Consider the following 14882-nt stretch of genomic DNA (forward strand, 5'->3'; position numbering starts at 1 on the left):
ACACTGTCTCCCACTTTAGAGTAACGCTAAACAGGGGTCAAGGGAGATAGACGCTTTTCGAGCGAATTTTGTTTGTTAGAACAAGGACTTAGCGCGACTCCTTCACGTCAGGCATAAAACGGAAAACCGTTATAAATGAATGAGCTAGTGAAACTTGTGAAGGTGATACGTGAAAAGCGCGAGGGAAAGGCGCGGAATGTAAGAGATCGTGAAGCGGGATCGGGAGGTGTTTGCTGGCGTTCCGGGTATTTCGGGCGGACGGCGCGCGAGGCGCCGTCCCACTCTCAGGCGGTGCGTGAGCAGAGGTCGCGAACTTATAGGTAATAGGCAGTGCGGGTCATGACTTTCGATACCGCCCGCATCAGCGCACGCGCAGGGAACGGCAACTCGACGCCACCTGCGTCCATAGCGGATTTACCGTGCCCCGCTTCATCTACGCGCATTTGTTCGACGATCGCGCGCGACTCGCGGTCGGCCGCGGGCAACTGATCCAGATGGCTATCCAGATGCTGCTCGACCTGGCGCTCGGTTTCGGCCATGAAGCCGAGACTCACCCGATCACCGAGGCGGCCCGCAGCGAGGCCGATTGCCAGCGCGCCTGTATACCAGAGCGGGTTCAACAGACTTGGACGCGAATCGAGCGCTTCGAGGCGTTTGGCGGTCCACGCCAGATGATCCTCTTCTTCTATGGCAGCGTGATTAAACACAGCTCGCAAGGACGGCGACCTGGTCGCGAGTTTCTGAGCCTGGTAAAGCGCCTGGGCGCACACCTCACCGACGTGGTTCACACGCATCAAACCGGCCGCATGCGCGCGTTCCGCCGGGGAGAGTTCGGCAGGCTCAGCCGCCGATTCTTGCGGAACAGGCAACGGACGACTCATCCTCGACACGCCGGTCATTGAGCGTAAACCCCGATCAAACTCGCTAATCAACTCGTCCAGAAACATTCAGCACTCCCTGATTCGACAACCGCCGCGCCGCGCTGACAGGTCCACGCGATAAGGCTTTGCTGGGTAAACCCGGCTTCGCGAAGACCTTGAATTCAAACGATTCCGACGGCCAATTTCAGATTTTAGACCATGTTGCGTAAACGAAACAGGACCGGTCCTGGCCGTCTCCTTTTTCTTTGTGCCATGTATGCCTTTTGTTACATTACGTGCAACTTCTCGCGAAGTTGGACAAGCAAGGCCTCAACGCTAGACAAATATTCGCCTTGTACAAAAGATTCGTAATCCTTGGAGATCATTCGATGAAAAAGTCGCTTCTCGCTCTCGCAGCACTGGGCGCATTCGCAGGCGTCGCACATGCTCAGAGCAGCGTGACCCTGTACGGCATTATTGATGAAGGCTTCAACATCAACACCAACTCAGCTGGCAAGCACCTGTACAACCTGTCCAGCGGCGTCATGCAAGGCTCGCGTTTCGGCCTGCGCGGCACGGAAGATCTGGGCGGCGGTCTGAAGGCAATCTTCGTGTTGGAAAACGGCTTTGACGTGAACAACGGCAAGCTGGGTCAAGGCGGCCTGATGTTCGGTCGTCAAGCTTACGTCGGCCTGTCGAGCCAGTTCGGCACGGTCACGCTGGGTCGTCAATACGACTCCGTGGTTGACTACGTTGGCCCGCTGGAAGCCGGTGACCAGTGGGGCGGCTACATCGCTGCTCACCCGGGTGACATCGATAACTTCAACAACGCGTACCGCACGAACAACACGGTCAAGTACACGAGCGCAAACTACGGCGGCTTGACGTTCGGCGGCACGTACAGCTTCGGCGGCCAGGCTGGCAACATTACCGGCAACCAAATCTGGTCGTTGGGCGCTGGCTACAACAACGGTCCGTTGGTCTTGGGCGTTGGCTACTTGAACGCGCGCACTCCGGCAGCTTCGGGCGGCCTGTTCAACAACGGCGGCACGGCATCGACGAATACGGGTGCTCTGTCGAACTTCGCCGTGCAGTCGCCGGTCTACGCTGGCTTCGCTTCGGCTAACACGTACCAGGTGATCGGCGCAGGCGGTGCATACACGTTCGGCGCAGCAACGATCGGTGCGACGTACTCGAACATCCGCTTCGCCAACTTGGGCGTGGCATTCGCATCGCCGTTTAAGGGCCAATCGGCTACGTTCAACAACGCAGAACTCAACTTCAAGTATCAGTTGACCCCGGCGTTGCTGGTCGGCGCAGCGTATGACTACACGCGCGGCGCGGAAATCAACGGCGCATCGCGTGCTCAGTACCACCAAGGCTCGCTCGGCGTGGACTACTTCCTGTCCAAGCGTACCGACGTGTACGTGATCGGTGTGTACCAACACGCTCTGGGCGAAACGCTGAGCGCAACGGGTGCTACGGTCAACGCAACGGCTGGCATCAACGGCCTGTCGGGTTCGTCGAACCAGAACCAACTCGCAGCTCGCGTTGGTATCCGCCACAAGTTCTAATAAGTCGTAATAAAGCAGTTTGCCTCAAAGGCGCCTTCGGGCGCCTTTTTTTATGGTTGCGCGCCGCGTGGCGCGGTCCGCTCTTTTACGGGAATACGACGACTCAAAGAGAAAGGCCCGGCAGACTTTCGTCTGCCGGGCCTTTCTCTTTCTTTCACGCAATGCGTTACTTCGTGTCGGCTTTGGCCGGGCCGATGAGCCTGATGCGCTTACGCCCGACCGTCGCGCAACTCGCGACGCAGAATCTTGCCGACATTGCTCTTGGGCAGTTCAGTCCGGAACTCGACGATCTTCGGCCGCTTGTAGCCGGTCAACTGCGTTTTGCAGTAGGTGAAGATGTCCGCATCAGTGAGCGCCGGGTCCTTTTTCACGACGAACAGCTTTACCGCTTCTCCCGAATGCTGATCCGGCACACCGACCGCGGCGACTTCGAATACCCCCGGCATCTTGGCGACCACATCTTCGATCTCGTTCGGGTAGACGTTAAAGCCGGAGACCAGAATCATGTCCTTCTTCCGATCGACGATCTTGACGAAGCCATTTTCGTTCATCAAGCCGACATCGCCCGATTTGAAGAAGCCATCCGGCGTCATGACCTTGGCGGTTTCGTCCGGGCGGTTCCAGTAACCCGCCATCACCTGCGGGCCTCGGATGCAGATTTCTCCCGGCTGGCCGAGCGGCACCTCGTTGCCGTCATCGTCGCGAATCGAGATTTCCGTCGACGGCAGCGGCAAACCGATCGTGCCGCTATATTCCGTGACGGTGACCGGATTGCAGGTGACGCACGGCGAGGTCTCCGACAGACCGTAGCCCTCGATGATCGGCGTATGCGTGTGCTCGAACCAGCGCTTGGCGACCGCTTCCTGCACCGCCATACCGCCACCATTTGCTGCGATCAGCTTCGAAAAGTCGAGTTTGTGGAAGTCCGGGCTGTTCAACATCGCGTTGTACAGCGTGTTGACGGCGGGAATCGTCGTGATCGGATAGCCTTCCAGCGCCTTGATCATGCCGGGGATGTCACGCGGATTTGGAATCAGCACGCCGAGGCCACCGGTACGGATCGTTAGCAGCCCGCAGACCGTCAGCGCAAAGACGTGATAAAGCGGCAACGCAACAACCGTGACGAACTGATCAATGTCCTTGCGGTTAGCGCGAACCGGATCGAGCCAGATTTCCGACTGCAGCACGTTGGCGATCAGGTTCCGATGCAAAAGCGTCGCGCCCTTGGCCACGCCGGTCGTGCCGCCCGTGTACTGCAGAAACGCGACGTCGTCCGGACCTTGCTGGACCGGCTTGAAATTCTGACGGCCGCCCTCGGCAATCGCGGTGTTGAATTTAACGTGGCCCGGCAGACTCCACGCCGGCACCATCTTCTTCACGCGCCGCACGACAAAGTTCACCAGCGTGCCCTTCATGCCCATCAGATCGCCCATTGCGGCGACGACGACGTGCTTGATCGACGTATTGCGCACAATCGCCTGCAGCGTGACAGCAAAGTTTTCGAGCAGGATGATCGCTTCCGCGCCGCTGTCCTTGAGTTGATGCTCGAGCTCCCGCGGGGTGTAGAGCGGGTTCACATTCACCACCACGTACCCCGCGCGCAAGATCGCCGCAATCGCGACAGGATATTGCAGCACGTTCGGCATCATGATCGCGATGCGCGCGCCGCGGGCGAGGCCTTTCGACTGAAACCACGCGGCCAGCTTGCGCGAGAGCTCGTCGAGCTCGCCATAGCTGATCTCCTTGCCCATGCAGACGAACGCCGGTTTGGCGTGATGGTCGCGGAAGGCTTCTTCGAGCAGTTCGGCGACGGACGAATAGCGAGTCGGGTCAATCTCTGCGGGAACGCCGGGTGGATAAGATTTCAGCCAGATTTTGTCCATGCAGCGTCTCCTCCTTTATTTTCGAATGGTCGTGCTAAAAATGCATCGTAGCATGGGCATCCCTGTGCTATTCGCGAAAAGCGGCTAGGTTAGACTGCAACCTCGAACCCGTTGAGTGCCGTTGCCGCGAGATTTTTGAACGTGTTTTCAGGCGCGTTCGACTTCGACGAGACAATCGTAGAACGTTGCCGATCCGCCCAGATCGGTGAGGGCCTGACTGGTGACCTGATTGGCGTTGCAGCCGTCGGGCGCGAGCTTCTTCCACCATATCGACAGGCCGACCACGAGCCCTTTACGTGTCTTGTCGGTGACACGGGCGCGCGCCCGCATCGCGCCGCGATCGTTGAATATGCGCACCTGGTCACCGTCGGCGATGTTTCGCTGCTGCGCGTCGGACGGATGGATGTCCAGGTGCGGCTCGCCTTCCGTCGAACGCAGGCTTTCGATGTTCACGAAAGTGCTGTTCAGGAAGTTGCGAGCAGGCGGCGAGATCATCGCGAGCGGGTAACGGGCGGCGAGCTCAGGCGCACCGTCTTCGGATTCGTAAGGCGGAAGGTAGTCGGGCAACGGATCGAGCCCTTGCTGCGCGAGGCGCTCGCTGAAGAACTCGCATTTACCCGACGGCGTGCGAAAGCCGCCCTCGGCGAATGGCGCTTCAGGCAGGTTCAGCGCGGCCCAGCCGGTTTTCTTTAGCGACTCCCAGTTCACTCCTTCCAGCGTTTTGTCGTTCCAGCGGAAAGCAGACTGCGCGATAGCGTCGTCGCTCTCGTAAAGCGCCGGCTCCTGCAAGCCCATGTGGCGCGCGAGGCCGCGGAAGATCTCCGTGTTCGGGCGTGCATCGCCAACCGGCGCGATCGCCGGCAAATTGACCATCACGTGTGTGTGTCCGTACGACTTGTGTACGTCGAGATGCTCCAACTGCGTCGTGGCAGGCAGAAGTAGATCAGCGTAGTCCGCGGTGTCGGTCTGAAAGTGCTCCAGGACGATCGTGAACAGGTCCTCGCGTGCAAAACCTGCGGCGACCCGTTCCGAGTCCGGCGCGACCGCCACCGGATTCGAGTTATAGACGATGATCGCCTCGACTTTCGGACCGAATGTGGCATCGCCCGGATGCAACAACGCATCGCCGATTGCGTTCATATTGATGACGCGCGAAGTCTTGGCAGGCCAGCCCGGCATCAGGTCCGGGCGCTGCAACGCGTGCGAATCCACCGGCGCCCATCCGCCGGAAGACAGCAACACACCGCCTGCCCGCTCGCGCCATGCCCCTGTCAGCGAAGGCAAGCAGGCAATTGCGCGCACAGCGTTACCGCCGCCACGCACCCGCTGCAGGCCATAGTTCATCCGGATCGCGGCCTTTTTCGTGCTGCCGTAAAGGCGCGCAAGATCGACGATCATCTGCTCGTCGACATCGCAGATTTCAGCAGCCCGTGACGGCGGATAACTGAGCGCGCGGGCCTTCAGTTCAGCAAAGCCCAGCGTATGGGCCGCGATGTAGGCGTGGTCGAGCAGATCTTCCGTGATCAACACGTTCATCATGCCGAGCGCCAAAGCGCCGTCAGTTCCGGGTTTCAGTGCAATGTGCTGGTGGCATTTTTCCGCCGTCAGCGACCGGTACGGATCGATCGCGATCAGCCTTGCACCGCGGCGCTTGGCTTCCTGAGCGAGTGTCCAGAAGTGGAGGTTCGACGCGATGGGATTCGAGCCCCAGATCAGGATGACCTCGCTTTCGCCGAAAAACTCGGTGAGCATGCCTATGCCGGCGCCGTAGGTGTACTTCAATCCCGCCGCACCGGCGGCTGCACAAATCGTGCGGTCTAACTGCGATGCGCCAAGTTTGTGAAAGAACCGCTGCGCAATGCTATCGCCCTGAACCAGGCCCATTGTGCCGGCGTAGCTGTAGGGCATGATGGCTTCGGACGCGCGGTTCGCGATCTCCGACAAGCGTGTTGCGGCCAACTCAAACGCCTCATCCCAACTGATCGGCTCAAAACGGCCTTCGCCTTTGCGGCCGACGCGCTTCATCGGTGTCGTCAACCGATGCGGGTGGTGCACCCGTTCGGCGTAGCGGCTGACCTTGGTACATAGCGCGCCTTGAGTCGGCGGGTGATCGGGGTCGCCGACGACCTTGATCACCCGTCCGCCTTCGACGGTCACGCGCATCGCGCAGGTATCCGGGCAATCGTGCGGACACACGGCGCGGGCGAATTCAGTCGGAGCATTCATCGGCGATCCGTCAGGAGAGCGTTAAGCGGTGAGCAATCCCGAATTTTATTACTTCCGTGGCCCGTTGACCTGCATGGTGCCGCCAAAAACGCCTTCGGCGTAGAATCGGTTATCAACGTGCCCGGGCAATATGGCCCCGAGCGATTCCACGCAAAGCAAAGCACAAGTGCACCATCATGAAACTGATCCCAGAAATCCAGGCCGCCCACGGCGAAATTCAAACCCTCCGACGAACAATTCATGCCCACCCCGAGTTGCGTTACGAAGAAACAGCAACAGCGGATCTGGTTGCCAGGACACTTGAGTCCTGGGGAATCGAAACTCATCGCGGATTGGGCAAAACGGGCGTAGTCGGCGTACTGAAGCGCGGCAACGGATCGCGCTCGATCGGACTGCGCGCCGACATGGACGCGCTGCCGATTCAGGAGCTAAACAGCTTCGACCATCGCTCGCAGAACGACGGCAAAATGCACGCGTGCGGCCATGACGGACATACCGCGATGCTGCTCGGCGCAGCGCGGCATCTGGTCAAATACGGAGAATTTGACGGCACGATCGTATTCATCTTTCAGCCGGCAGAAGAAGGCGGCGCCGGCGCACAGGCAATGATCGACGATGGCCTGTTCACGAAGTTTCCGGTCGATGCGGTCTTCGGCATTCACAACTGGCCGGGCATGCCGTCGGGCCACTTCGGCGTGACCGAAGGCCCGATCATGGCGTCCAGCAACGAATTTCGCATTGAAATTAAAGGCGTGGGTTCACACGCGGCACTGCCGCACAATGGTCGCGACCCCGTGTTCACTGCGGTTCAGATTGCGAGCGGGCTGCAGAGCATCATCACGCGAAACAAGAAACCGCTCGATACCGCCGTGTTGTCGATCACCCAGATTCATGCCGGCGACGCCCTCAATGTCGTCCCGGACGATGCGTGGATCGCAGGCACCGTACGGACGTTTACCACCGAAACGCTCGATCTGATCGAAACGCGCATGCGCAAGATCGCCCAGAGCACGGCCGAGGCTTACGATTGCTCGGTCGATATCCACTTCCATCGAAACTATCCGCCGACCATCAACAGTAGTGAAGAAACCCGCTTCGCGGCGGCGGTCATGAAGGAAATTGTCGGCGCGGAGAATGTCGACGACGCGGTCGAACCGACAATGGGCGCCGAGGATTTTTCGTTCATGCTGCTGGCGAAGCCGGGCTGCTACGCATTTCTCGGTAATGGCGACGGTGGCCACCGGGACTCAGGACATGGTGCCGGGCCTTGCATGCTGCACAACGCGAGCTATGACTTCAACGACGAGCTATTGCCAATCGGCTCGACGTATTGGGTCCGGCTAGCACAACGATTTCTGGCACAGGAGAATTAAGGCGGCTTAATGGATCCGGTCGACGGTTTATGCTTCGGCCGTCGCTGCAGCCGCGCGTATGTCAACACGCGGTGGTACTGACGTCGGACGTGCTTGTCTGGATCTGACGGGTTACGCGAACGCACTGCGGGTCGGGAAGGAGTGACACCGGCAGCCCCGGAGCGCTTCGGTCAAAGTCTTGCGGTGGCGATGTTTTCGGATGCCCGCTTTTTGCGCCGGTAAACGCAGAAACCCCACCGTTGCGGGGTGGGGTTTCTGGTGCTGCTGGGGAGCCTGACGATTACCTACTTTCACACGGGAATCCGCACTATCATCGGCGTGGAGTCGTTTCACGGTCCTGTTCGGGATGGGAAGGGGTGGGACCGACTCGCTATGGTCATCAGGCATGACTTGTTGCCGTACTGCTCGTGGAGCAATACAACCAATCTGGAAGAAGTAGCTGAGAGGATGCCTCTCGGTATTACTTTGGGTTGTGCGTATCGTGCACAACATCGATCTCAACCTGTGTGTTCTGCTCCCCCATCCGGGGGTTCACACGTATCCCCTTCGGGGATCGGACCAGCGTAAGCGCTGGTCGAGACACACACCTGTTATAGGATCAAGCCTTACGGGCAATTAGTATCAGTTAGCTTAACGCATTACTGCGCTTCCACACCTGACCTATCAACGTCCTGGTCTTGAACGACCCTTCAAGGGGCTCGAAGCCCGGGGATATCTCATCTTAAGGCGAGTTTCCCGCTTAGATGCTTTCAGCGGTTATCTCTTCCGAACATAGCTACCCGGCGATGCCACTGGCGTGACAACCGGTACACCAGAGGTTCGTCCACTCCGGTCCTCTCGTACTAGGAGCAGCCCCCTTCAAATATCCAGCGCCCACGGCAGATAGGGACCAAACTGTCTCACGACGTTTTAAACCCAGCTCACGTACCTCTTTAAATGGCGAACAGCCATACCCTTGGGACCGGCTACAGCCCCAGGATGAGATGAGCCGACATCGAGGTGCCAAACACCGCCGTCGATATGAACTCTTGGGCGGTATCAGCCTGTTATCCCCAGAGTACCTTTTATCCGTTGAGCGATGGCCCTTCCATACAGAACCACCGGATCACTATGACCTGCTTTCGCACCTGCTCGACTTGTCGGTCTCGCAGTTAAGCACGCTTATGCCATTGCACTATCAGCACGATTTCCGACCGTACCTAGCGTACCTTCGTACTCCTCCGTTACACTTTGGGAGGAGACCGCCCCAGTCAAACTGCCTACCATGCACTGTCCCCAGTCCGGATAACGGACCAAGGTTAGAACCTCAAACAAACCAGGGTGGTATTTCAAGGGCGGCTCCACGCAGACTGGCGTCCACGCTTCATAGCCTCCCACCTATCCTACACAGATCGGTTCAAAGTCCAATGCAAAGCTACAGTAAAGGTTCATGGGGTCTTTCCGTCTAGCCGCGGGGAGATTGCATCATCACAAACACTTCAACTTCGCTGAGTCTCGGGAGGAGACAGTGTGGCCATCGTTACGCCATTCGTGCAGGTCGGAACTTACCCGACAAGGAATTTCGCTACCTTAGGACCGTTATAGTTACGGCCGCCGTTTACCGGGACTTCAATCAAGAGCTTGCACCCCATCATTTAATCTTCCGGCACCGGGCAGGCGTCACACCCTATACGTCCACTTTCGTGTTTGCAGAGTGCTGTGTTTTTATTAAACAGTCGCAGCCACCAGTTTATTGCAACCCCTTCACCCTTTGCGCGCAGGCGCATCAAGCTACAGGGGCGTACCTTATCCCGAAGTTACGGTACCAATTTGCCGAGTTCCTTCTCCCGAGTTCTCTCAAGCGCCTTAGAATACTCATCTCGCCCACCTGTGTCGGTTTGCGGTACGGTCTTGTTAAACTGAAGCTTAGAGGCTTTTCTTGGAACCACTTCCAGTTGCTTCTTCACCGAAGTGAATGGCCTCGCACCCTTGAATTCCGCGCCCGGATTTGCCTAAGCGCCTTCTCCAATGCAAGGACCGGGACTTCCAACACCCGGACAACCTTCCGCGATCCGTCCCCCCATCGCATTTAACAATGGTGCAGGAATATTAACCTGCTTCCCATCAGCTACGCATTTCTGCCTCGCCTTAGGGGCCGACTCACCCTACGCCGATGAACGTTGCGTAGGAAACCTTGGGCTTACGGCGAGGGGGCCTTTCACCCCCTTTATCGCTACTCATGTCAGCATTCGCACTTCCGATACCTCCAGCGCACTTTTCAATGCACCTTCGCAGGCTTACGGAACGCTCTCCTACCATGCACATAAATGTGCATCCGCAGCTTCGGTATATTGCTTAGCCCCGTTACATCTTCCGCGCAGGACGACTCGATCAGTGAGCTATTACGCTTTCTTTAAAGGATGGCTGCTTCTAAGCCAACCTCCTGACTGTTTTAGCCTTCCCACTTCGTTTCCCACTTAGCAATATTTGGGGACCTTAGCTGGCGGTCTGGGTTGTTTCCCTCTTGACACCGGACGTTAGCACCCGATGTCTGTCTCCCGTGATTGCACTCTTCGGTATTCGGAGTTTGCTATGGCGTAGTAATCCGCAATGGACCCCACAACCATGACAGTGCTCTACCCCCGAAGGTGATACACGAGGCACTACCTAAATAGTTTTCGGAGAGAACCAGCTATTTCCAGGTTTGTTTAGCCTTTCACCCCTATCCACAGCTCATCCCCTAACTTTTCAACGTTAGTGGGTTCGGACCTCCAGTACGTGTTACCGCACCTTCATCCTGGCCATGGATAGATCACCTGGTTTCGGGTCTACACCCAGCGACTGAATCGCCCTGTTCGGACTCGCTTTCGCTACGCCTGCCCTAATCGGTTAAGCTTGCCACTGAATGTAAGTCGCTGACCCATTATACAAAAGGTACGCAGTCACCCCACAAGGAGGCTCCTACTGTTTGTATGCATGCGGTTTCAGGATCTATTTCACTCCCCTCCCGGGGTTCTTTTCGCCTTTCCCTCACGGTACTGGTTCACTATCGGTCGATCACGAGTATTTAGCCTTGGAGGATGGTCCCCCCATCTTCAGACAGGATTTCACGTGTCCCGCCCTACTTGTCGTACACCCAGTTCTTCCTCGCTGTTTTCGTCTACAGGGCTATCACCTGCTATGGCGGCACTTTCCAGAGCCTTCGACTAACAATGAAGATAAAGAGTACAGGCTGGTCCCATTTCGCTCGCCACTACTCTGGGAATCTCGGTTGATTTCTTTTCCTGCGGTTACTTAGATGTTTCAGTTCACCGCGTTCGCTTCACGTAGCCTATGTATTCAGCTACGGATACCTCAAAAGAGGTGGGTTTCCCCATTCGGACATCGGGGGATCAAAGCTCGTTTGCCAGCTCCCCCGCTTTTCGCAGGCTACCGCGTCCTTCATCGCCTGTGATCGCCAAGGCATCCACCACATGCACTTGTTCGCTTGACCCTATAACGGGTGTGTCTCGCACTGCATCCACGGGGAATGAAGTGTTTCGTCACAGTCGCTACAGGTTGAGTATTCGTGTTGCGCCGTATTCCAAGAGCAATCTTTCGATTCCCCTTTTCATACATTGATACAATCACAACCCTGATTCACCTACTCACACACCCATCTCTAGATGTCCTTTCGTGAATCTCTTTACTACTTCTTCCTGATTGTTAAAGAACGACAGCCGATAGCGCGGTTGCTATAACCGCGTATCACTCTGACTGGCTCAATCGCCAATGCCTGTTTCACTACACCGCAAATCCCTTTCAGGGCCGCTGCAGTAAAACCGGCATTGAAGATTGGTGGAGGATGACGGGATCGAACCGACGACCCCCTGCTTGCAAAGCAGGTGCTCTCCCAGCTGAGCTAATCCCCCAGTCATACACGGATACTGCTATCCGTATATTGATAGCCCCAGGGGGTTCAGTGATCAGCGCAGCCACCGCAGAAACAGTGGTGGGTCTGGATGGATTCGAACCATCGACCCCCGCCTTATCAAGACGGTGCTCTAACCAACTGAGCTACAGACCCCTGAGTCTGTCCTGTTCACAGCCGATAAGCGTGAGCGCTCAACGTTCGACACGTTAGCTCGAGAAAGGAGGTGATCCAGCCGCACCTTCCGATACGGCTACCTTGTTACGACTTCACCCCAGTCATGAATCCTACCGTGGTGACCGTCCTCCTTGCGGTTAGACTAGCCACTTCTGGTAAAACCCACTCCCATGGTGTGACGGGCGGTGTGTACAAGACCCGGGAACGTATTCACCGCGGCATGCTGATCCGCGATTACTAGCGATTCCAGCTTCACGCACTCGAGTTGCAGAGTGCGATCCGGACTACGATCGGTTTTCTGGGATTGGCTCCCCCTCGCGGGTTGGCGACCCTCTGTTCCGACCATTGTATGACGTGTGAAGCCCTACCCATAAGGGCCATGAGGACTTGACGTCATCCCCACCTTCCTCCGGTTTGTCACCGGCAGTCTCCCTAGAGTGCTCTTGCGTAGCAACTAGGGACAAGGGTTGCGCTCGTTGCGGGACTTAACCCAACATCTCACGACACGAGCTGACGACAGCCATGCAGCACCTGTGTTATGGCTCCCTTTCGGGCACCCCGACCTCTCAGCCAGGTTCCATACATGTCAAGGGTAGGTAAGGTTTTTCGCGTTGCATCGAATTAATCCACATCATCCACCGCTTGTGCGGGTCCCCGTCAATTCCTTTGAGTTTTAATCTTGCGACCGTACTCCCCAGGCGGTCAACTTCACGCGTTAGCTTCGTTACTAAGGAAATGAATCCCCAACAACTAGTTGACATCGTTTAGGGCGTGGACTACCAGGGTATCTAATCCTGTTTGCTCCCCACGCTTTCGTGCATGAGCGTCAGTATTGGCCCAGGGGGCTGCCTTCGCCATCGGTATTCCTCCACATCTCTACGCATTTCACTGCTACACGTGGAATTCTACCCCCTCTGCCATACTCTAGCCCGCCAGTCACAAATGCAGTTCCCAGGTTAAGCCCGGGGATTTCACATCTGTCTTAGCGGACCGCCTGCGCACGCTTTACGCCCAGTAATTCCGATTAACGCTTGCACCCTACGTATTACCGCGGCTGCTGGCACGTAGTTAGCCGGTGCTTATTCTTCCGGTACCGTCATCCCCCCACCATATTAGGGCAGAGGTTTTCTTTCCGGACAAAAGTGCTTTACAACCCGAAGGCCTTCTTCACACACGCGGCATTGCTGGATCAGGGTTTCCCCCATTGTCCAAAATTCCCCACTGCTGCCTCCCGTAGGAGTCTGGGCCGTGTCTCAGTCCCAGTGTGGCTGGTCGTCCTCTCAGACCAGCTACAGATCGTCGCCTTGGTAGGCCTTTACCCCACCAACTAGCTAATCTGCCATCGGCCGCTCCTGTAGCGGGAGGTCCTAAGATCCCCCCCTTTCCTCCGTAGAGCGTATGCGGTATTAATCCGGCTTTCGCCGGGCTATCCCCCACTACAGGACACGTTCCGATGTATTACTCACCCGTTCGCCACTCGCCACCAGGATTGCTCCCGTGCTGCCGTTCGACTTGCATGTGTAAGGCATGCCGCCAGCGTTCAATCTGAGCCAGGATCAAACTCTTCAGTTCAAACCTGTTACTGTTTTTCGGTCTCTTCCGAGACCGGTCGCTCACTCAACGTACTGACGAATGATCCTCCTGCCGGCGTGAATCCACCCCGACAGGAAAACCTTCCTTTAATACTCGTGTGAGACTTGATACTTTCGCTTGTCGCCAGACCCCGAAGAGTCCGGCTCGCGTCGCGCATCAAGCGCCCACACTTATCGGCTGTTAATTTTTAAAGATCGAGTCCGCATTCACCACCGAACCAGCACCGCGAGGCATCAACCCCAACCACCCGGCACCGCTTCGTTCTGCGTCGCTGCATCAGCAGCAGAGAAACGAGATTATGAAGAACTTTCGCTACGCCGTCAACAGGTTTTTCCAACTTCCTGAACCCGCCCACTTCGCGCAAAGCCTTGCCACTGCTGGCTCTCCCGCTTCCCGCGCCCCGCTGTCCGGAGCACGAAAGAGCGAGATTCTAGCGAGCCGCACCGCCCCTTGCAAGCGTTATTTTGACAAGCGTATTAACGATGCTTGAAAACCGGTTTGCGCTTCTCAACGAACGCGGCCATCCCTTCCTTCTGATCTTCCGTAGCGAAGAGCGAATGGAAGAGGCGGCGCTCGAAATGCACACCCTCTGCGAGCGTCGTTTCGTATGCGCGGTTGACCGATTCCTTGATCATCATCACCGCCGGCAACGGGAATTCAGCGATGGTCGCGGCCGCAGCCACCGCCTCGTCAAGCAGCGAAGCCGCGGGAATCACCCGCGAGACCAATCCGGCACGCTCAGCCTCGGCAGCGTCCATGAAGCGGGCGGTCAGGCAGAGATCCATTGCCTTCGCCTTGGAGACTGCGCGCGGAAGCCGTTGCGTGCCGCCAGCCCCCGGCATGATGCCCAGCTTGATTTCTGGCTGGCCGAACTTTGCGGTATCGGCGGCGAGAATGATGTCGCACATCATCGCCAGCTCGCAACCGCCGCCGAGCGCAAAGCCCGCCACAGCAGCAATAATCGGCTTGCGGATGGAGCGCACGGTTTCCCAGTTGCGGGTGATGTAGTCGCCTTTGTAGACGTCCATATAGGTATAGGTCGCCATCATGCCGATGTCGGCTCCAGCGGCGAACGCCTTCTCGCTGCCCGTCACCACGATCGCCCCAATCGCGGCGTCGGCATCGAACTCCCGCAGCGCTGCGCCCAGTTCGTCCATCAACGCGTCGTTCAGTGCGTTCAACGCCTTCGGGCGATTCAACGTGACCAAACCCACCCGCCCGCGCGTCTCAACCAGAATGTTCTCGTAAGCCATGCCGCCTCCTAATGGTTAATGGCGCGCAAAAAACGCTTCGCGCAGCCGTCTCAG

6 protein-coding genes, 2 tRNA genes and 3 rRNA genes are annotated in these 14882 nt (G+C 57.4%); 2 read left to right on the forward strand and 9 right to left on the reverse strand.

Features of this window, described 5'->3' with window-relative positions:
* Positions 1-314: 314 nt before the first annotated feature.
* Positions 315-947, reverse strand: coding sequence for a 2-polyprenyl-3-methyl-6-methoxy-1,4-benzoquinone monooxygenase (gene coq7 / locus PQQ86_RS17370; protein ID WP_408269037.1), 633 nt, complete (start codon positions 945-947; stop codon positions 315-317).
* 302 nt (positions 948-1249) lie between these two features.
* Here coq7 and PQQ86_RS17375 point away from each other — a divergent pair, with 302 nt between their 5' ends.
* Positions 1250-2434 (forward strand): porin, encoded by a 1185-nt coding sequence (locus PQQ86_RS17375; RefSeq protein WP_408269040.1) that lies wholly within the window; start codon positions 1250-1252, stop codon positions 2432-2434.
* A 209-nt stretch (positions 2435-2643) separates the two neighbouring features.
* Here PQQ86_RS17375 and PQQ86_RS17380 read toward each other — a convergent pair whose 3' ends face one another.
* Together PQQ86_RS17380 and PQQ86_RS17385 are read right to left on the reverse strand one after the other, a co-directional pair.
* Entirely contained in the window at positions 2644-4317 is a 1674-nt protein-coding gene (locus tag PQQ86_RS17380) for a long-chain fatty acid--CoA ligase (RefSeq protein WP_408269043.1), read from the reverse strand.
* 147 nt (positions 4318-4464) lie between these two features.
* On the reverse strand, positions 4465-6543 hold the full coding sequence (locus PQQ86_RS17385; RefSeq protein ID WP_408269046.1) for a molybdopterin-containing oxidoreductase family protein: 2079 nt from the start codon (positions 6541-6543) through the stop codon (positions 4465-4467).
* A gap of 176 nt (positions 6544-6719) precedes the next feature.
* On the opposite strand from PQQ86_RS17385, the gene PQQ86_RS17390 reads away from it, so the two are divergent.
* The gene (locus PQQ86_RS17390; protein ID WP_408269048.1) at positions 6720-7916 is read left to right on the forward strand and encodes a M20 aminoacylase family protein; all 1197 of its coding nucleotides are present in this window, start codon (positions 6720-6722) and stop codon (positions 7914-7916) included.
* Positions 7917-8187: 271 nt separating this feature from the next.
* Here PQQ86_RS17390 and rrf read toward each other — a convergent pair.
* The 6 genes from rrf to PQQ86_RS17420 all read right to left on the reverse strand — a co-directional run bounded on the left by rrf (position 8188) and on the right by PQQ86_RS17420 (position 14828).
* Positions 8188-8300 (reverse strand): 5S ribosomal RNA (rrf, locus tag PQQ86_RS17395).
* A 210-nt stretch (positions 8301-8510) separates the two neighbouring features.
* Positions 8511-11388 (reverse strand): 23S ribosomal RNA (locus tag PQQ86_RS17400).
* Positions 11389-11730: 342 nt separating this feature from the next.
* Positions 11731-11806 (reverse strand) — tRNA-Ala (locus PQQ86_RS17405).
* Between the two features lie 78 nt (positions 11807-11884).
* Positions 11885-11961, reverse strand: a tRNA-Ile gene (locus tag PQQ86_RS17410).
* Positions 11962-12024: 63 nt separating this feature from the next.
* Positions 12025-13554: ribosomal RNA gene (locus tag PQQ86_RS17415) — 16S ribosomal RNA — on the reverse strand.
* The 16S, 23S and 5S rRNA genes sit together here with 2 tRNA genes alongside, the layout of an rRNA operon.
* A 497-nt stretch (positions 13555-14051) precedes the next feature.
* On the reverse strand, positions 14052-14828 hold the full coding sequence (locus tag PQQ86_RS17420) for an enoyl-CoA hydratase (RefSeq protein WP_408269050.1): 777 nt from the start codon (positions 14826-14828) through the stop codon (positions 14052-14054).
* Positions 14829-14882 lie beyond the last annotated feature (54 nt).

It is taken from the genome of Paraburkholderia sediminicola, from assembly GCF_046026675.1.
Lineage (GTDB): Bacteria > Pseudomonadota > Gammaproteobacteria > Burkholderiales > Burkholderiaceae > Paraburkholderia > Paraburkholderia sediminicola_F.

Coding starts and splice junctions, on each gene's coding strand:
- coq7 (WP_408269037.1), bottom strand. CDS start 947: ATGTTTCTGGACGAGTTGATTAGCGAGTTTGATCGGGGTTTACGCTCA.
- PQQ86_RS17375 (WP_408269040.1), top strand. CDS start 1,250: ATGAAAAAGTCGCTTCTCGCTCTCGCAGCACTGGGCGCATTCGCAGGC.
- PQQ86_RS17380 (WP_408269043.1), bottom strand. CDS start 4,317: ATGGACAAAATCTGGCTGAAATCTTATCCACCCGGCGTTCCCGCAGAG.
- PQQ86_RS17385 (WP_408269046.1), bottom strand. CDS start 6,543: ATGAATGCTCCGACTGAATTCGCCCGCGCCGTGTGTCCGCACGATTGC.
- PQQ86_RS17390 (WP_408269048.1), top strand. CDS start 6,720: ATGAAACTGATCCCAGAAATCCAGGCCGCCCACGGCGAAATTCAAACC.
- PQQ86_RS17420 (WP_408269050.1), bottom strand. CDS start 14,828: ATGGCTTACGAGAACATTCTGGTTGAGACGCGCGGGCGGGTGGGTTTG.